This window comes from Thioalkalivibrio sp. ALE25 (genome assembly GCF_000377285.1).
Taxonomy (GTDB): domain Bacteria; phylum Pseudomonadota; class Gammaproteobacteria; order Ectothiorhodospirales; family Ectothiorhodospiraceae; genus Thioalkalivibrio.
Genome location: NZ_KB897935.1, coordinates 133,092 through 150,171, shown reverse-complemented (window position 1 = coordinate 150,171; position 17,080 = coordinate 133,092). Strand labels below are relative to the sequence as shown.

At 66.0% G+C, this 17,080-nt stretch carries 17 protein-coding genes; 8 read left to right on the top strand and 9 right to left on the bottom strand.

Annotation, left to right across the window (positions count from 1 at the left end):
- Together C996_RS0111395 and C996_RS14605 are read right to left on the bottom strand one after the other, a co-directional pair.
- Window positions 1–896: NAD-dependent epimerase (locus C996_RS0111395; protein WP_018867566.1), on the bottom strand; the 896-nt coding region annotated here is incomplete at its 3' end.
- A complete protein-coding gene (locus C996_RS14605; RefSeq protein ID WP_155985249.1) occupies window positions 893–1,162 on the bottom strand; it encodes a hypothetical protein in 270 nt (89 codons plus the stop codon). The genes C996_RS14605 and C996_RS0111395, both read right to left, overlap by 4 nt.
- Before the next feature lie 116 nt (window positions 1,163–1,278).
- Here C996_RS14605 and C996_RS0111390 point away from each other — a divergent pair, with 116 nt between their 5' ends.
- Genes C996_RS0111390 through C996_RS0111380 form a run of 3 tightly spaced genes read left to right on the top strand, consistent with a single transcriptional unit; the run spans window position 1,279 to window position 5,058 of the window.
- Window positions 1,279–2,409, top strand: coding sequence for a polysaccharide export protein (locus tag C996_RS0111390; protein WP_018867565.1), 1,131 nt, complete (start codon window positions 1,279–1,281; stop codon window positions 2,407–2,409).
- A 2-nt stretch (window positions 2,410–2,411) separates the two neighbouring features.
- Entirely contained in the window at window positions 2,412–2,855 is a 444-nt protein-coding gene (locus tag C996_RS0111385; RefSeq protein ID WP_018867564.1) for a low molecular weight protein-tyrosine-phosphatase, read from the top strand.
- Between the two features lie 22 nt (window positions 2,856–2,877).
- Window positions 2,878–5,058 carry a polysaccharide biosynthesis tyrosine autokinase gene (locus tag C996_RS0111380; RefSeq protein ID WP_018867563.1) on the top strand — a complete coding sequence of 727 codons (2,181 nt, stop codon included), beginning with the start codon at window positions 2,878–2,880 and terminating at the stop codon, window positions 5,056–5,058.
- Window positions 5,059–5,309: 251 nt separating this feature from the next.
- Here C996_RS0111380 and C996_RS0111375 read toward each other — a convergent pair whose 3' ends face one another.
- The 4 genes from C996_RS0111375 to C996_RS0111360 all read right to left on the bottom strand — a co-directional run bounded on the left by C996_RS0111375 (window position 5,310) and on the right by C996_RS0111360 (window position 9,225).
- A complete protein-coding gene (locus tag C996_RS0111375; RefSeq protein ID WP_018867562.1) occupies window positions 5,310–7,421 on the bottom strand; it encodes a YjbH domain-containing protein in 2,112 nt (703 codons plus the stop codon).
- On the bottom strand, window positions 7,418–8,182 hold the full coding sequence (locus C996_RS0111370; protein WP_018867561.1) for a capsule biosynthesis GfcC family protein: 765 nt from the start codon (window positions 8,180–8,182) through the stop codon (window positions 7,418–7,420). The genes C996_RS0111375 and C996_RS0111370 overlap by 4 nt, the downstream gene beginning before the upstream one ends.
- 17 nt (window positions 8,183–8,199) lie before the next feature.
- The gene (locus C996_RS0111365) at window positions 8,200–8,739 is read right to left on the bottom strand and encodes a YjbF family lipoprotein (protein ID WP_026279303.1); all 540 of its coding nucleotides are present in this window, start codon (window positions 8,737–8,739) and stop codon (window positions 8,200–8,202) included.
- A 147-nt stretch (window positions 8,740–8,886) separates the two neighbouring features.
- Window positions 8,887–9,225 (bottom strand): hypothetical protein, encoded by a 339-nt coding sequence (locus C996_RS0111360; RefSeq protein ID WP_018867559.1) that lies wholly within the window; start codon window positions 9,223–9,225, stop codon window positions 8,887–8,889.
- A 293-nt stretch (window positions 9,226–9,518) separates the two neighbouring features.
- Here C996_RS0111360 and C996_RS0111355 point away from each other — a divergent pair, with 293 nt between their 5' ends.
- The gene (locus C996_RS0111355; RefSeq protein WP_026279302.1) at window positions 9,519–9,956 is read left to right on the top strand and encodes an RT0821/Lpp0805 family surface protein; all 438 of its coding nucleotides are present in this window, start codon (window positions 9,519–9,521) and stop codon (window positions 9,954–9,956) included.
- 142 nt (window positions 9,957–10,098) lie between these two features.
- Here C996_RS0111355 and soxB read toward each other — a convergent pair whose 3' ends face one another.
- The 3 genes from soxB to C996_RS0111340 form a co-directional block, all read right to left on the bottom strand.
- The gene (gene soxB, locus C996_RS0111350) at window positions 10,099–11,907 is read right to left on the bottom strand and encodes a thiosulfohydrolase SoxB (RefSeq protein WP_018867557.1); all 1,809 of its coding nucleotides are present in this window, start codon (window positions 11,905–11,907) and stop codon (window positions 10,099–10,101) included.
- 94 nt (window positions 11,908–12,001) lie between these two features.
- On the bottom strand, window positions 12,002–13,423 hold the full coding sequence (locus C996_RS0111345; RefSeq protein WP_026279301.1) for a M48 family metalloprotease: 1,422 nt from the start codon (window positions 13,421–13,423) through the stop codon (window positions 12,002–12,004).
- A gap of 76 nt (window positions 13,424–13,499) precedes the next feature.
- On the bottom strand, window positions 13,500–13,853 hold the full coding sequence (locus C996_RS0111340; protein WP_018867555.1) for a hypothetical protein: 354 nt from the start codon (window positions 13,851–13,853) through the stop codon (window positions 13,500–13,502).
- A gap of 199 nt (window positions 13,854–14,052) precedes the next feature.
- On the opposite strand from C996_RS0111340, the gene C996_RS0111335 reads away from it, so the two are divergent.
- The 4 genes from C996_RS0111335 to C996_RS0111320 all read left to right on the top strand — a co-directional run bounded on the left by C996_RS0111335 (window position 14,053) and on the right by C996_RS0111320 (window position 17,064).
- Window positions 14,053–14,382, top strand: a complete 330-nt coding sequence (locus C996_RS0111335; protein WP_018867554.1) for a rhodanese-like domain-containing protein — start codon at window positions 14,053–14,055, stop codon at window positions 14,380–14,382.
- A gap of 137 nt (window positions 14,383–14,519) precedes the next feature.
- Window positions 14,520–14,750 carry a sulfurtransferase TusA family protein gene (locus C996_RS0111330; RefSeq protein ID WP_017941140.1) on the top strand — a complete coding sequence of 77 codons (231 nt, stop codon included), beginning with the start codon at window positions 14,520–14,522 and terminating at the stop codon, window positions 14,748–14,750.
- Window positions 14,751–14,939: 189 nt separating this feature from the next.
- Window positions 14,940–15,614: a 4Fe-4S dicluster domain-containing protein gene (locus tag C996_RS0111325; RefSeq protein ID WP_017941141.1), complete on the top strand. Its 675-nt coding sequence runs from the start codon at window positions 14,940–14,942 to the stop codon at window positions 15,612–15,614.
- A gap of 43 nt (window positions 15,615–15,657) precedes the next feature.
- On the top strand, window positions 15,658–17,064 hold the full coding sequence (locus tag C996_RS0111320) for a heterodisulfide reductase-related iron-sulfur binding cluster (protein ID WP_018867553.1): 1,407 nt from the start codon (window positions 15,658–15,660) through the stop codon (window positions 17,062–17,064).
- Window positions 17,065–17,080 lie beyond the last annotated feature (16 nt).

Here is a 17,080-nt window from a genome sequence, read left to right as displayed (position 1 = left end):
TCCCCCGGCTGCAGCGGCAGGAGGTTCTTTTCGGCCTTCCGGCCCAGACAGTCCTCCAGCACCTCGATGTAGCGCATCAGCTCCACCGGCTCGTGGTTGCCGATGTTGTAGAGCCGATAGGGCGCGGCACTGGTGGCGGAATCCGGCTCGGCCCCGCTCCACTCGGGGTTGCGCGGCGCCACGTGATCCAGGGTGCGGATCACGCCCTCGACGATGTCGTCGATATAGGTGAAGTCGCGCCGGTGGTGCCCGTAGTTGAAGACGTCGATCGGCTCGCCCGCCAGGATCTTCTTCGTGAACAGGAACAGCGCCATGTCCGGGCGGCCCCAGGGGCCGTAGACGGTGAAGAAGCGCAGGCCCGTCACCGGCAGGTCGTAGAGGTGGCTGTAGGTGTGCGCCATCAGCTCGTTGGCCTTCTTGCTCGCGGCGTAGAGGCTCAGCGGGTGATCGACGTTGTCGTGCACCGAGAACGGCATGGTGGTGTTGGCGCCATAGACCGAACTGGAGCTGGCGTAGACCAGGTGCTCCACGCCGTTGTGGCGGCAGCCCTCCAGGATGTTGCCGAAGCCGACCAGGTTGGTATCGACATAGGCCGCCGGGTTCTCCAGCGAGTAGCGCACCCCGGCCTGGGCCGCCAGGTTTACCACCCGCTGCGGACGGTGCTCGCGGAATACCCGCTCCATCGCGGCACGGTCGGCGATGTCCTGCTGCTCGAACACGAAGTGCTGGCGGGCGGCCGGCAGGGCGCGGATGCGGTCCAGACGCGCCCGCTTCAGGCCCGGGTCGTAGTAGTCATTCAGGTTGTCGACACCGATCACGGTGTCGCCGCGTTCCAGCAGGCGCAGGGCCAGGTGGGAGCCGATAAAGCCGGCTGCTCCGGTGATCAGGACTTTCATGTCGCCTCTACCTCGATGAATGGCGGCCGTTCGCGGCCCTCCGGCAGCGCTGCGAATGCGGCGTGACGGAGGTCCGGGACAGTCGCGCATGGACGGAACGCGATGGATTCAAGCACCGCCGTTCGCGGGCCCGCAACGCCGTTTCCGGGAAACGTGAGGTCGATCCGTCGAAGCTGTGAACGGGCCCGTAAGTTTCGGATCCGGGCGTTGTCGAGGCAGGGGGAGACGCCGATATTCTGCGCCAGTTCGGCGACGATCCGGGTCATTCGTGACACGGTTGGCACCATCCGCTAGAGGGTGCGCACGCGCTCGCCATGACGAATCAAGCCGCGCGACTGGTTGCACCACGGGTGCTGCGGCAACGCGATAAAGAGGACGATCCATGAACGAGAAACCCGCCGTACGCTGGGCCCTGGCGCTGGTCATGGGGATGACCCTGGGCGGCTGTGCCTGGGCCCCGGGTGGGCATATCTCCGAGCGCAGTTCCAGCGCCCCGATCGAGGACCTGGTGGATATTGAACCGATCACGTTCGGGCTGATTCGGGCACAGGAGGGACGCTCGGTGCCCCCGGATCTGCGCCGCGTGAGCGACGAGCTGGCACAAGATGTCGACGCGTACGACTACCGCGTGGGTCGGGGCGATGTGCTGGCGATCATCGTCTACGAGCACCCGGAGCTGACCATCCCGGCCGGGAGCGAGCGCTCCGCCGTGGAATCGGGCAACACCGTGCATTCGGACGGCACGATCTTCTATCCGTACATCGGCCGGGTGCATGTCGAGGGGCGCACGGTCGCGGAGGTCCGCGACCTCATTGCGCGTGATTTGGCGGCATTCGTGAACGAGCCCCAGGTCGAGGTTCGCGTGGCCGCATTCAACTCGCAGAACGTGCGGGTGACCGGCGAGGTGCGCGAGCCCGGTGTACAGCCCGTCACCAATGTCCCGCAGACCGTCCTCGATGCGATTCAGCATGCCGGTGGGCTGGCGGACTCGGCTAACTGGCACGAGGTCATCCTGACCCGCGACGGGGAGGAGATCGTCATCTCGCTGTACGACATGCTGCGCCATGGGGACATGTCGCAGAACCGGCTGCTGCGTGACGGCGATGTCCTGCACATTCCGGATACCGCGGGCCAGCAGGTCTACGTGATGGGGGAGGTGGGCGATCCCCAGCGTCTGCCGCTGGGGCGGGGCCAGGTCACCCTGATGGATGCCCTCAGCCAGGCCGGAGGATTTAACGAAACCCGCGCGGACGCCAGCGGGATCTTCGTGATCCGCCGGTCCCCCCCGGACAGCGACAAGCTCGCCACCGTGTATCAGCTGGATGCACGCAATGCCTCGGCCCTGATGCTGGGTGCCGAGTTCGAGCTCGAGCCGCTGGACATCGTCTACGTCACGACCACGCCGCTCGGGCGCTGGAACCGCGTGATCAGCCAGCTCCTGCCCACCGTGAGCGCGGTCTATCAGGCGTCCCGTACCACGCGTGATGTTCGCAACCTCGGGGATGACCTCTAGCCATGTTCAATCGGATTCTGGTGGTTTGTACCGGCAATATCTGCCGCAGCCCGGTCGGCGAGGCCCTGCTGCGCGACCGGTTGCCCGCACGCGAGGTGGAATCGGCCGGCCTCGGGGCGGTGGTCGGGGAGGGCGTCCACCCCGAGGCCCGGCGTCTGGCCGAGGCCGATGGGCTGGATGTCGCCTCGCATGTGGCGCGACAGGTGGAGCCTGACTTCCTGCATCACGCCGACCTGGTACTGGTCATGAGCGAGAGGCAGCGTCAGGCGGTCGGGTCGCGCCACCCGGAGGTGCTGGGCAAGACCATGCGCTTCGGGCACTGGCTGGATGGGGGCGGGGGGCGCGATATCCCCGATCCCTACGGCAAGAGCCCCGAGGTCTTCGAGCAGACCCATGCCCTGCTCGTGGAAGCGGCCGAGGCCTGGGCACGCCGCCTCAATCGATGACTCTAGATACAGGTACATACCGATGACCCGGAATCATTCCCCCGGCACGCCGGAAGGCGAGCTGGACATTGGCCGGCTGCTGGGCCAGCTGCTCGACCACAAGTGGTGGATCCTGGCGATCACCGCGATGTTCGCCGTCGCCGGCGCGGTGCACGCGATTTTGTCGACCCCGATCTACCGCGCCGATGCCCTGGTGCAGGTGGAGGACATGGGGCGTTTCAGCAGCCCCCTGGCGAACGTGCGCGAAATGCTGGGCCAGGAGCCCCGGGTCGAGGCCGAGCTGCAGATCCTGCGTTCGCGCATGGTGCTCGGGCGCGCGGTCGACCAGGAATCGCTGGATCTGGAGGTGACGCCGCAGCGCATGCCGGTGGTGGGTGACTATCTGGTGCGCCGCGGCATGGAGCGCCCCGCCTTCGCCGGCTCGAGCGTATGGGCCGGAGAATCGATTAATGTCGGCGAGTTCCGGGTGTCCCAGGCCTACGAGGGACAAACCTTCACGCTGGAGGTGCTGGACGGCGACCACTACCGGCTCCTGGGCGGTGATCGCGACCTGGGCGAGGGCCGCGTTGGCGAGGATGCGGAGTTTCTCGACGGGGCCGTGCGCCTGCGGGTGGCGGAACTGGACGCGGCCCCGGGGGCTCGCTTCGACATTCGGCGCCGTTCCCGCCTGGCCGCGATCAACGCCCTGCGGGCCCAGTTCGATGTCGGACAGCAGGGCCGCGAGAGCGGCGTGTTCAGTCTCGCCCTGACCGACCCGGATCCGGATCGGGCGCGCCGCATCCTGAACACCATCAACCAGATCTATCTGACACAGAACATTCAGCGCAAGGCCGCCGAGGCCGAGAAGAGCCTCGAGTTCCTGGAGGAGAAGGTCCCGGATGTCCGCGGGCAACTGCAGGAGGCCGAGGATGCCCTGAACGACTACCGGATGGAGCGGGACAGCGTGGACCTCTCGCAGGAGACCCGCACCGTGCTCGACCGGATCGTCAACCTCGAGCGCCAGCTGAACGAGCTGGAATTCGAGGAGGCCGAGATCTCCCGGCGCTACACGCCCAGCCATCCAACCTATGCGGCCCTGATCGAGAAGCGTCAGAAACTGCAAAGCGAGCGCGACCGGCTGAACCAGGAGGTCGGGGCGCTCCCGGAGACCCAGCAACAGATCCTGCGGCTGAACCGCGATGTCGAGGTCAACCAGGACATCTATGTCCAGCTGCTCAATCGCATGCAGGAAATGGATATCGCCCGGGCCAGCACGGTCGGCAACGTGCGCATCCTCGATGACGCCCAGGCCGGGTTGTCGCCCGTGGAGCCCCAGCGGCGGATGATCGTGATGCTGTCCACGGTCTTCGGGGGTGGACTGGCCATTGCGCTGGTTCTGGTGCGCGGGATGCTGAACCGTGGCGTCGAGTCGCAGGAAGAGATCGAGGGTATCGACCTGCCGGTGTATGCCAGCGTGCCCCGGTCCCGGCAGCAGGAAAACCTGTTGCGCCGGGTCAAGCGGCGGCGCCAGCCGCGCGGCTATGAGGTGCCGGGGGGCGTGCTCGCCTCGATTGACCCCGCCGACGATGCGGTCGAGGCCCTGCGCGGCCTGCGCAGCAGCCTGCACTTCGCGATGCTCGAGGCCGCCAACAACCGACTGGTGATTACGGGGCCGAGCCCGGACGTGGGCAAGAGCTTCGTGTCCGTAAACCTCGCGGCGGTCTGTGCCCAGGCGGGCCAGCGGGTCCTGCTGGTGGATGCGGATCTGCGCAAGGGTCACGTGCACCACGCCTTCGGGCAGCGCAGTGACGGTGGGCTGTCGGAATACCTGGGCGAGCGCGAGTCGCTGGACGGCATCGTGCGTCGTACGGAGGTCGAGGGGCTGCATTACATCGCGCGCGGCAGCGCGCCCCCCAACCCCTCCGAGCTGTTGATGGGAGACCGTTTCAGCCGCCTGCTCGATCAGGTCAGCCGCGCCTATGACCTGGTGCTGATCGACACGCCGCCGATCCTGGCGGTGACCGACGCCGCCGTGGTGGCCCGCCAGTGCTCGACCACGCTGATGGTCGTGCGCTTCCAGCTGAACCCGCTGCGCGAGATCGACTCGGCCCGGCGCCGCCTGGAAGCGGCCGGTGTGGATGTGCGTGGGTGCATCCTGAACTCGATCGAGTACAAGGCCTCGACCAGTTACGGGTATGGCTATTACCACTACTCCTACAAGTAGCAGTCGGTAACCGTGCGCCCGGGCCCGAAAGGGCCTCAACCGGAGCCCCGGCATCTGCCGGGGCTTTTTGCTGGAGGGGGGAAGGAACGCGGCGCGGTGGGGCGCGCACGTTCACCGGGTGCGCTATTCGAGCAGGTGCCGGGGAGCCCACGACGGCCTATGTGTCGGCTGCCGCCGGGGGCCGTCGGCGTGCCGCGGTCCAGGGAAAAGGGCGATTCGCAGCCCGGGGACCCGAAGGGACGAACCCGGATCTAACGCCAGGTGGCGTCGGGGTCGTCCCAGTAGCGGCCGAGTTGGCGTTCCTCGGTGATGTCGAACAGCTGATGGCGCCGGTTGAGGCGCGCGCCGCCGTCGCGGGTCAGCGGCTGCCAGGCGATGTTGGCCCGGTTGCGGCTGGAGGTGGAGAAGAACGAGTCGTACGGCACGGACAGGTACAGACCCTTGTCGAAGCTGCCTTCCCCGAAGTCGTCGCCCGCGTCGGTGAATGTGGACCAGGCGCCGACCACTACGCCGTTGTCGAACTCGCGCGAGAAGTCGAGGGTAGTCCCGATGTCGCCCGCGAGATAGCGGCCCACGCTGACCCGCGCATGGATGTCCTGCACACCGGTGTCGAGGTAGGAAGTGACATGTCCGGTGACCTGTTCGTAGTCGCGCAGGCCGAACTGCTGGTCGAACGCGCGCTGGCGGACCCAGTTGGCATCCAGTCCGACGGCCCAGCGGCTGTTGAACGGTCGGTACAGGACCTCGCCACCGATGCCGGCGTACATGGTCTCCAGCAAGCCACCGTAACCCATGGCGTACCAGTCCTGGCCAAGGCGCTGGGTATGGGTGGCCTGCAGATTGGAAATCCCCACATCCGTCTCGGCCAGGTAGTCGCCGATGTGTGTACGCACGCGGGGCAGTTCCGAATCGGCGATGTAGTCGTAGTTCTCCAGGTTGTCCAGCAACGTGGTGGACAGCATGGACGAGATCCAGGTGCCCTGGCTCAGGAAATAGCTGGCGTCGAGATAGGCCGAGAGGCGATAGAGATAGCCATCCGGTCCGCCGAAGTTCTGTTCCAGCGAGGGCCCCATGCCCCACTCGAAGCGGCGCGGTTCGGCCTCGTAAAGGACGTCGCCGCGTTCGTGGTCCGAGGGTTTGGCATCGCGTACCCGCACGCCGTGGCGGTAGTCGATCTCGTGATCGGCCGAGGCCAGGGCGCGGCCAAAGGCCTCGCGATCGTGCAGGCTCTCGCGCAGATCGAGCCCGAGGGTCTGCCAGCGGTACTGGAAGGTATGAATGCCGGCGTCGGCCTGGGCCTCCAGCAGGCGATTGGCTCGGCCTTCGGACTGCTTCAGGTCGCGGAAACGGCTGGGCTGGCCGGTCACTCGGAGGGTGTCGCCGACCTGGCGAATCTCGGTCACGTGAATCCCGGCGTTGGCATTGAGGTCAGCCGCGACCGCATCCCAGTCGCGTCGCTCCAGATGGGCGGGTTCGACCGGGGCCGGGTCATCGGCCTTGGGCTGTGACAGCCGGGCCAGGTTGGTGGTGAAGTGCAGGCCGACCATGGCGGTATTGCCGCGTTCCCAGCCGGCGTGCAGCTCCACGTTGCGGGTCAGACGCAGGCGGGCGCCGAAGTTGAAACGCGAGTTCTGCTCCTGGGCATTGCTCTGGGGTTCGTGCTGATAGGTGTTGCCCTCGTACTCGACCTGCAGCAACAACCGGTCCCAGGGGGTCTGGTATTCCACCCCGCCGAAAACGGCGGCGGGCCCGCGGAACATCTGGTGTGTGGCGACCTGCCCGCCCTGTCCGCCGCCGGCGGACCGTGGGCGGGTGTCGAAGCTGTCGTGGATCCAGCCCAGCGGCGATTCGATGTCGCCATGGTTGCCCAGATAGCCCCAGCCAAGGCCCAGGGAGAAATCGAGATGATTCCAGCGCTTGTTCGCGACCAGGTACTCCCCGCCGAACAGGGTGGTGCCGCCAAGGTCCTGGAAGCCGACGGCGATCTCCGGGATGTAGCGCGTCTCCTGCTTCAGGCGCAGCTTCAGGTCCGCCCCCTTGTCGATGTTGTAGCGGTCGTCGTCACCGGCCGCCAGATAGGGCCGGTTTTCCACCTGGACATAGCGGAACCCCAGTTCCATCCAGTCCATCGGCTGGACAAAGACGCTCCAGCGGCGATAGGGGAACGTCCGGTTCCAGCCCGCGGCGAAATGGCCGGCGTCGCCGGTGCGGGCCGTGGGCGTCTGCAGCAGGCCGATGCCGCCGGTATCGCGCTGGCCCTGTCCGAGTCCGAAGTCGTCGGCCTGGGCCGCGGGTATGCCCAGACCGATGAGTACGGCAACCACCAGGCTGCGGCGGCGCTGGGGGAGTGCGGGTGGATTCATGGCAGGGTCCGTAGGGTGCAGTCGTCACCCGGCAGGCGGGTGGCAAGAAAGCGGGGCAGGCGCTGGTTGAGGAGGCCGCCTTCCAGGGTCCCGCCCAGGTCGCGGATGTTGAGGTGTGCCATCACCCGGGTTCCCGGGGCGATCACGCTGTCTTCCCGGTTCCAGGGGGCGATCCCGAACACATGGACCTCCCCGAGCGGGGTCACCACGGCGGCGGTATCGGAGCCGCGAACGGCAGTGCGCGACGGTTGCCCCAGCAGGTCTTGCAGGGTCATGCCCGGCCGCCATTCGTAGCGCTGGACCCCCTCCATGGACCACAGCTCCACCCAGTCGGGTGGCTTGCAATAGCCGATGTGTGCCAGGTCGGCCGTGGCCGGCGCGTGGCGCAGGTTCGCCAGGAGCCAGGGCAGGTCGAGACGTTCCGCGCTGCGCGCCCTGGGTGCGGGCTCCATTGATTCGACAGTTCGGCTCCAGTCGTTGAGAGCGCGCGCCGTCTGCGGGCGTCCGGCGATATCCATGGTCTGTCCGATCAGTTCGATCTCGGCCAGCAGTCGCTTGCGCTCGTGGTCCACGGAACGTTTGTCGCGGCTGCGCAGGCCGAAGCTGTAGGCCCAGTCGATCGGTTCGGACCGCTCGCCCTGCCAGGCGACCCAGTGGTCGGGAAGGGTCGTCCCGGCCGGTGCCGTGTCGGCCTGGCTAGCCGCCGGGATCAGCGCCAGCCCGCAAAGGACCGGCCAGAAAAGACGCAATGGCTTCTGCATGAGGTCTCCAGCCGCGGCTACCACCAGGGACGCGCCACCTGCCAGGCGATCGCGGGACCGTCCGGCCAGGCCTGACCTTCGTACTCCCAGAGATCGCGGGTTTCGGGATCGCGCCAGAATTCGGCGCGGGTGGTGCCGGCCTGTTTCCAGTCGATCCGTTCGCGACAGCGCTCGAGTTCCAGCGTGGCCAGGGGCAATTCCCGCGTGGTGGGGGCGCTGCATTCGAGCGTGCCCTCACCGACGTGGCGCACCACGGTCCCCGAGGCGTCGCGGACGTGGCGCTCGATGGCGTAGCCGGCGGGAGAGGTACTCCGCCAGGGGGAATCGTCCATGCCCGGGTAGTGGGTGCCGAGCAGGTCGCGACCCATACCGGCCGTGGCGAAGAGGCCCCCGTCGCGCAACTGGAGCGACAGTCCCTCGGCGCTTGGCCAGTACGTGTGCCCATTCGCCATCGCCCCGAGGATCAGCAGCCCGCGGTGGTTCTCGGTGTGGACCGCGAGGGATGCGTACGGGAGCTCCTCGGCGTGGGAGGTCACGTCCGGGCCTCCGGAAACCATCCCTTTCAGGGATGCCCCGAGCGGGGTGGGGCCCCCGCTGCCGCAGCCCGTGACCAGGCTCACGAAAATTCCCAGGCCCAGACATGCGAAAGCCGCCCGGAGGCGGCCTTCGCGAGGGAAGAGCGGATTGGTCCGCATGGGCTGGCGTTACCGGGTGCCCGTAGCCGGGGTGGTGCCGGTACCCGGGGTGGTACCCGTGCCCGGCGTGGTGCCGGTCGACGCAATCAGGCCGACCAGACGGCCGGAGCGGGTGGCGATGCGCGAGATCGCGCCCGGTTCGGACCGAGCGGCCGCGGAGATGCCGCCGGACGGAGAGCCGCCCGCCACCGGCGCATTGGCGCGGCCCTGCGGGGCGCTCGCGCTGGAACTGGCGCTGGACGGGGCAGCCGCAGCGGGGCCGCCCGTCGTACCGACGGATTGCGCCATCAGGGGGTTGGTTGCGAACAGGCCTGCAACGGCGGCCGTGGCAAGTATCTTCTTGATCATGGTCACGTTCCTCGCTTCACCGGGGGTGTCGGTTGTCGGGATGCAGTCTAGGAGGGGAGCGCACCCGCGGGCCAGAGCAGGGGGGTGATTTTGAGAGGTGAATACGGGGTTTCGCGTACGTGTTTTGATCGGGTTGGGAATTTTGCCCTCTGGAGGTCACATTCGGTCCCGGCTGCCGCATCGCGGGTCTCTTCACGAAGGGTTCAGCCAAGCAGGCCTAGGCTGGAATGGGTCAAGTGATCGCGTGGCCGGATGGCGGCGCAATGGAGGCACAGATGATGAGCAAAATCCTGATGATGCTGGCACTGGCGGGTGCGGTGGCACTGCTGGCGGGGTGTCAGACGATCAGCAAGCAGCAGACCGGGGCCCTGATCGGCGGGGCCGCCGGGGGCGCGATCGGCAGTCAGATCGGTGGCGGGCGCGGGCGTACCGCCGCGATTATTGCCGGCACCCTGGCGGGTGCGGCGATCGGCGGTTCGGTGGGGCGCAGCATGGACGATGTCGACCGGATGCGGGTGTCGCGCACGCTGGAGACGGTCCCGGACCGGCAGAGCTCGACCTGGCGCAATCCGAACACCGGGCATCAGTATCAGGCCACGCCCACCCGCACCTACCGTTCCTCGGGGCAGGACTGCCGCGAGTATCAGGTGCAGGCGACGATGGACGGATATCCGGAGACCATCACGGGCACGGCCTGCCGCGATGCCAGCGGGCGCTGGGTGAACGTCTGACGTCCAGGCGTGATCGCTCGGTCTTGGTTTCCGGTGGTAACCGGTCAAGCCCGGCTGTCGAGAGCCGCGCAGCCACAAAAAAGCCCCGCATGAGCGGGGCTTTCTCGTTCCGGGCAAGGCCCGGACGGGTGCCGGCAACCGATCAGGAGCGGCGGTACATGTCCTCGGTGGTCGGAACGAAACCGAGGTTGTCCTCGCCGATACCCTTGACCTTGGGTTCGTTGAGGTCGCTGATGCGTACGTTGCCGTCCAGGCTGCGCAGGTATTCGGCGACACCATCCCAGATGTCGACCCCGACACCGCCCGGAACATTCTGCTGCACGCTGGCCCAGCCGGCGACGACGTATTCCTTGTCGGCATCCAGCTTGCGGCCGTCCAGTTCCATCTCGGAGATCCGGTTGCCGATCTCGGCGGTCGGATCGATGGCGTACTTCAGGCCGCCGACACGCACCATGTCGCCGCCCTGCTGGTAGAAGGGGTCGGCGTTGTAGAGGTTGTCCGCGACGTCTTCCAAGATGTCCTTGATCTGGGCCCCGGTGAAGGTGTTGCGGGTCATCTCCGGATAGGTCAGGCCGGTCTGGTCCATCACGTGCTCGAAGGTGATGGGCATGCCCGGCAGCACCGTGGTGCCCCAGCGGAAGCCCGGGGAGAAGGAGATCTGGGCGTCGTTGTATTCGATCAGGCCGTCGCAGATCAGCTGGTCGAAGGTGCCGTTGAAATTGCCGCGGCGGTAAAGCAGGTCGTCGGTGACCGCCAGTTCTTCGGACAGCTTTTCCTCCATGTTGAAGGTTTCGCCCTTCCAGGTGACCTCGCTGTTGCGCATGTTGTGGATGAACGAGGCCATGCCCGGGTGTTCCGGCAGCATCTCGGCGAACACCGGCACCAGGCGGTATTCCCAGTCCTGGATCACGCCGTCGCGGAAGTCGAAGTCCAGCACGCCGACGAACTTGGCGTTGGAGCCGGCGTTGGTGACCAGGCAGGTGCCGCCATCGGGGCGCTCCACCGGCAGCGGCTGCGGCACGGCGTCGTGGGTGTGGCCACCCATGATGGCGTCCAGTCCCTCGACCATACCGGCCATCTTGATGTCCACGTCCATGCCGTTGTGCGACAGGGCGACGACGATCTCGGCGCCCTCCGCGCGGGCCGCGTTGACCTGTTCCTGCATGTCGTCCGGGCGGATGCCGAAGGACCACTGCTCCACCATCCAGCGCGGGTTGGCGATGGGGGTGTAGGGGAAGGCCTGACCTACGACCGCCACGTTCACGCCATTCATCTCGCGGATCACGTAGGGCTTGAAGATCCGATCACCCCAGTCCACGTCGCGCACGTTCTGGGCCACGAAGTCGATGCCGGCGTCGGCGAAGTCGCCGTTCACAACCTCTTCGACGCGGTCGGCGCCGTAGGTGAATTCCCAGTGGCCGGTCATGATGTCGATGCCCAGCAGCTTCTGTGCATCCACCATGTCCTGCGCGTTGGTCCACAGCGCGGAGCCGGAGCCGCCGCCCCAGGTATCGCCGCCATCCAGCAGGAGGGCGTTCGGGCGGGAGTCACGCAGCTTGTCGACCAGGGTCTTGAGGTGCGCGAAGCCGCCCACACGACCGTATTTCTCGGCCGCTTCCATGAAGTCGAGATTGGTGTAGGCGTGCGCGTAGATGCTGTCGCGCTCGATGTCGTAGTGCTTGAGGAAGTGCTCGCCCACGATATGCGGCGGGCGATTGCGCATGTCGGCCACGCCGAGGTTCATGTTCGGTTCGCGGAAGTAGATCGGCTTCAGCTGGGCGTGGCAGTCGGTGTAGTGCAGCAGGTGCACGTTGCCGAAGCGATCCAGCGCATCGTAGGGATCACCCGCGGTGCCGCCCTTGTTGTTGCTGCAGGCAGCGGTGCCCAGGGGGAAACCGGCGGCGCTGGCGGCGGCCAGCAACTGCATGAATTCTCGGCGTGAGATGTGCATGAGGAATCCTACCTCTCTATTCCGGGTTGGTGGTGAATGGCAGTAAAGACATTTTGCGACGCGAGGTAGACGATCCGTTGCCGGCGTGCATTCCCTAGCGCCGCCCCTCGCGGGCCTCGCGCGCGGTCTCGCGGGCGGAGTCACGCTTGTCCTCGATACGCTGGCGGTCCCGATCGCTGGCATCCGAGGCGTCCATGGCGGCCTCGAACTGGCGGACCGCTTCTTCATACTGAGCGCGGTGGAAGAAGTATTCGGCCATGGCTTCGCGGCTGATTGCAACATAGCCCGCGCCGTCCGCGATGTCGGCCTGCAGGCGCAGCAGCTCCGGGTTGGGGGCGGCCTCCTGGCGGACCATGTCCGACAGGATGCGGATCGCGCGATCGGGCTGGCCAAGATCCCGGTGTACGCGGGCGAGGCGTTCCCGGATCACCGGGTGGCCGGGGTACACCGCGTCCAGGTCCTGGAGCCGCTCGAGGGCCTGTTCATGTTCGCCCTCCTCGCGCAGCAGGGCGGTGAACGCCAGCTCGAGGGTCAGCCCGGGGGCATCGGCGGCATCGAGCCGTTCCAGTTGTTCGCGCGCGCGGGAGGCCTCTCCGCGCTCGAGATAGGCGACGGCTGCGCCATAGCGCCGCGCGGGGGATGGGGAGTCCGTCGCGCGAAAGCGCTCCAGGGTGCGGCGCGGGTCTTTCAGGGCCTGCACGCGGGCCTGCATCCATTCGAATTCGGGCCCGCGGGCGCGGGTTTCGGTCGCGGCCATCTGGCTGGCCCGGTTGCGGGCATCGGTGATGCGGTCGAGGGTTACCGGGTGGGTGCGCAGGTATTCCGGTACCTGGTCGCCGACCCCGCGCGAGAGCTCCTGCAACCGCTCGAAGAAATCCGCCATCGCGTGCGGGTCGAACCCGGTGCCTTGCAGGATCTGCATGCCGGCGCGGTCGGCCTCGGCCTCGTTCGCGCGGGTGAAGTTGATCTGCTGCTGGATGCCGCCGGCCACGCCGCCGGTGATGACCGCCGAGCCCAGCGTCGGGTCGACCGCGGAGGCGAGGATGCCCGCCAGGATCGCCAGGCCGGTGGTGAAGTTGATGTCGCGCCCGCGCGCGAACATGCGCGCCAGGTGACGCTGGGTCACATGGGCGATCTCGTGTGCCATGACCGCCGCCAGTTCGGCTTCATCGCGTACCTCGAGGATCAGTCCGGCGTGAATGCCGATGATGCCCCCGGGCATCGCAAAGGCGTTGACCTGGCCGTTGTCTACGGTCAGGAAGTAGAAGGGGCCGTCTGCACTGGGGGCGTTAGCCAGGAGCTGGCGCCCGAGCGAGTCCACGTAGAACACGACCTCGGGGTCGGTGACCAGCGGGGCGGTGCGGCGGATCTCGCGCAGCAGCGAGCGACCGAGCTCGCGTTCTTCGGCGGGGGTCAGGACGCCGCCGGAGGCCTCGCCGAGATCAGGGAGGGAGACCCCGCCGGAGTGGGCGGGCGGGGCCGCCAGTAGTGCCAGCGCCAGCAGCGCGGCGAGCAGGAAATGAGCAATAAACAGCAGGCCGCGAGGGCCGGCGGGCGCCGGCCCTGCATTGCGGCAATGCCGGGAGGCGTAGTTACTTGCCAAGCCCCGGGGCCGACGAATAGGTGCGCATGCTGTCACGGGTTTCCCACAGCTTCGGCTTGAGCATCGCCTCGGGCACCATGAACTTCTTGCGATCCAGTACCTTGTGAGTCCGGACCTTCTTAACGATGTCGTCGTAGCCCATCTTGAACAGCAGGCCGACGTCGCCACCGGAGGTGCGGCGCGCGATCATGTAGTCGTCCTGCATGTCGTGCACATAGATGTTGGCGGGGCGCAGCTTGCCGTTTTCGTCTTTCAGCGTGACGGCGTAATGGCCGTCCACCTGGAATTCGCTCTTGTCCACCGGGATATCCTCCGCGAAGCAATGAAGCTGATCAGTATGCATCAGCGTTTCCTGAAGCGGGAGCGACCATAGCAGAACTTTTCGCCACGGGCGACCATCCACCTGCCCGCCGTCGGACTTGTTTGCATTTGCGGCCGGTTTCGCTATGCTCCGCGCCCACTCTTGCGCTGTCAGCGCCGAAGGCATGCCGGCGGGAGTCGCGAGAGTTCGCATTCCACGACGAGACGACCCGGAGCACAGCGTGTACGGATTCAGCGAGATCACCCCGGACGAACTGGAGCAGTGGCGCAGCGAAGGCAAGACCTTTCGCCTGCTCGACGTGCGCTCGCCGGGCGAGACCGGGCGCGGGGTCATTCCGGGTGCCGAGCTGATCCCGCTGGCGACCCTGCCGATGCGCAAGGACGAGTTCACCGGCGACGACACGCCGCTGGTGATCTACTGCCAGAGTGGCGCCCGATCCGCGCAGGCCTGTGCCTTTCTCGCCCAGCAGGGTGTCGACTGCGCCAGCAGCCTGCGGGGCGGCATCGTCGGCTGGGCACAGACGGGCAAGCCGGTGGTAAGCCCGGATTAGAATTCGGTTGTATTCCGATGCCGTTTCGCCTATAAGGGGGAATTCGGCAGGTAACCGTTCGGTCGTGGCTGTCGCGTTCAGGGCCCGATTCGGACAGCAGTACCCGACTGATAAAACGCACTCAAAGGAGAGAAACGATGGCCAACTTTGACCAAGAACTCGATGCTTCCGGCCTGAACTGCCCGCTGCCCATTCTGCGCGCCAAGAAGGCGCTCGCCGCGATGGACGCCGGCCAGGTTCTGCATATCATCGCCACCGATCCGGGCGCCGTGAAGGACTTCCAGGCCTTCGCCAAGCAAACCGGCAACGAGCTGATGGAACACAAGGAAGAAGGCGGCAAGTTCTACTTCCTCGTAAAGAAGGCCTGAAGCGTTTCAAACGCTTGATTCGGGGCGGCAATCCGCAAGGGTTGACCGCCCCGAATCCTGAATAACGACGGTTGCCATGCGGTAACTGGATTGGTGCCTGGACGAGGTCTAGGCTGGCTGCGCAAGGTTCACAAAGAAACCTGCATCGCCTAAAGCGAAGAGGTGTGAGATATGGCGACATACGCTGAGATGCAGCAAATCTTCGACGATATCCGCGGGGATTTTCGCTACGACCACGAGCTCAACGGCTGCCTGAACTGCGGGATCTGCACGGCCACGTGCCCGTCCGCCCAGTTCTACGATTACTCGCCACGCGAGATCGTCCAGCTGCTCTGGACCGAGAACGTCGAGCAGATCTACGACGCGATGCAGGAAAAGATCTGGGCCTGCGCCCAGTGCATGACCTGTGCGGCGCGCTGCCCGTTCAAGAACTCTCCCGGTGGCCTGGTCGCGATCATGCGCGAAGTGGCCATCAAGCACGAGATGCAGTCCGCGAAGGACGTACTCCGTCCGTTCGGCCGCGTGATGCTCAAGCTGATCACCACGGGTAACCAGCTGTCCCCCGACATGATCCAGCCCGATCACTTCCCTGACTGGGGCCCCAACATCCAGAAGGTGGAAGGCGATCTGCGCATCCTGCGCAAGGCGATTCCGGTGAAGACGCTGCAGACGGTCGAGACCGCCTGGGAAGTGTCCCTGAAGACCTCGGTCGAGATGTACACCATCTGGGAAATGACCGGGGTCCTGAAGTCCCTCGAGCTGATGGACGAGAACCTCTTCGACGTGATCGAAGACTTCATCGACGAGAAGCGCGAGGACTACGAAGACTGGCTCGAGGAGCAGGAAGAGGAAGACGACGAATAAGTCGCTCGCCGAATCCCGCATCCAAGACATCAGGAGAAGCGTTATGAGTGAACAGACCCCAGGCAATCACAACCAGAATGGTGAAGGCGCTGGCGCCGGCACCATGAAGCCGGGCTACCACAACACCGACGGCCAGGGCATTGCCGGTCACGGTTCGTTCTTCCAGTCGACCGATCTGTCGAAGGAAGACGCGGTCAAGGCCACCGACTGGGTCCGCAAGCACGTCGACCGCCGCACCATCGATCTTGGTGATCGCATGGATGACGTCCGCGAGCATATGTACGAGCTCGAGAAGGACGGCCAGATCATCATCCATCGCATCGAGGATCAGCACGAGCCGATGTCGGTGAACACCCTGTTCGGCTGGGAGAAGAAGGTCCCGACCAAGCAGCTGTGGCACCACAAGTCCTGCGGCCAGTGCGGCAACATCCCGGGCTACCCGACCTCGCTGCTGTGGTTCATGAACAAGTTCGGCTTCGAGCCGGGCAAGGACTACCTCGACGAAACCGACCAGACCTCCTGCACCGCGTGGAACTACCACGGCTCCGGTATCGGGAACGTCGAGTCGCTGGCGGCGGTGTTCCTGCGCAACTTCCACCAGGCCTACGTCTCCGGCAAGCAGCACGGCCATGAGCTGGGTCACTTCTACCCGCTGGTCCATTGCGGCACCTCCTTTGGTAACTACAAGGAGATCCGCAAGTATCTGGTGGAGTCCGCCGAGCTGCGCGAAAAGGTCACCAAGATCCTTGGCAAGCTGGGGCGCCTGGTCGACGGCAAGCTGGTCATCCCGGAAGAGATCATCCACTACTCCGAGTGGGTGCACGTGATGCGCAACCGCATTGCCTCCGAGCTGCAGACCATCGACGTCTCCAATATCCGCACGACCGCCCACGTGGCCTGCCATTACTACAAGATGGTGCACGAGGACGCGGTGTACGATCCGTCCGTGCTGGGTGGCAACCGTACCGCGATCATCACCTCCACCGCCCAGGCCCTGGGTGCGCAGGTGATCGACTACTCGACCTGGTACGACTGCTGCGGCTTCGGCTTCCGCCACATCATCTCCGAGCGCGAGTTCACCCGCTCGTTCACGATGGATCGCAAGATCCGCGTGGCCCGCGAGGAAGCCAACGCCGACGTGATGCTGGCCAACGACACCGGCTGCGTCACCACCATGGACAAGAACCAGTGGATCGGTAAGGCCCACAACCAGAACTTCCAGATTCCGATCATGGCGGAAGTCCAGTTCGCGGCCCTGGCCTGCGGTGCGGATCCGTTCAAGATCGTCCAGCTGCAGTGGCATGCGTCGCCCTGCGAGGACCTGGTCGAGAAGATGGGCATGTCCTGGTCCGAGGCCAAGAAGACCTTCCAGGAGTACCTGAAGGAGGTCGAGGCCGGCAATATCGAATACCTCTACAATCCTGAACTCGCTTACGGGGGCAAGGTCTGATGCAGCAAGATACCGT

Excerpts from the sequence above, each read along its gene's own strand:
- C996_RS14605 (WP_155985249.1), bottom strand. The coding sequence starts at position 1,162 with ATGACCCGGATCGTCGCCGAACTGGCGCAGAATATCGGCGTCTCCCCC.
- C996_RS0111390 (WP_018867565.1), top strand. The coding sequence starts at position 1,279 with ATGAACGAGAAACCCGCCGTACGCTGGGCCCTGGCGCTGGTCATGGGG.
- C996_RS0111385 (WP_018867564.1), top strand. The coding sequence starts at position 2,412 with ATGTTCAATCGGATTCTGGTGGTTTGTACCGGCAATATCTGCCGCAGC.
- C996_RS0111380 (WP_018867563.1), top strand. The coding sequence starts at position 2,878 with ATGACCCGGAATCATTCCCCCGGCACGCCGGAAGGCGAGCTGGACATT.
- C996_RS0111375 (WP_018867562.1), bottom strand. The coding sequence starts at position 7,421 with ATGAATCCACCCGCACTCCCCCAGCGCCGCCGCAGCCTGGTGGTTGCC.
- C996_RS0111370 (WP_018867561.1), bottom strand. The coding sequence starts at position 8,182 with ATGCAGAAGCCATTGCGTCTTTTCTGGCCGGTCCTTTGCGGGCTGGCG.
- C996_RS0111365 (WP_026279303.1), bottom strand. The coding sequence starts at position 8,739 with ATGGTTTCCGGAGGCCCGGACGTGACCTCCCACGCCGAGGAGCTCCCG.
- C996_RS0111360 (WP_018867559.1), bottom strand. The coding sequence starts at position 9,225 with ATGATCAAGAAGATACTTGCCACGGCCGCCGTTGCAGGCCTGTTCGCA.
- C996_RS0111355 (WP_026279302.1), top strand. The coding sequence starts at position 9,519 with ATGATGCTGGCACTGGCGGGTGCGGTGGCACTGCTGGCGGGGTGTCAG.
- soxB (WP_018867557.1), bottom strand. The coding sequence starts at position 11,907 with ATGCACATCTCACGCCGAGAATTCATGCAGTTGCTGGCCGCCGCCAGC.
- C996_RS0111340 (WP_018867555.1), bottom strand. The coding sequence starts at position 13,853 with ATGCATACTGATCAGCTTCATTGCTTCGCGGAGGATATCCCGGTGGAC.
- C996_RS0111330 (WP_017941140.1), top strand. The coding sequence starts at position 14,520 with ATGGCCAACTTTGACCAAGAACTCGATGCTTCCGGCCTGAACTGCCCG.
- C996_RS0111325 (WP_017941141.1), top strand. The coding sequence starts at position 14,940 with ATGCAGCAAATCTTCGACGATATCCGCGGGGATTTTCGCTACGACCAC.
- C996_RS0111320 (WP_018867553.1), top strand. The coding sequence starts at position 15,658 with ATGAGTGAACAGACCCCAGGCAATCACAACCAGAATGGTGAAGGCGCT.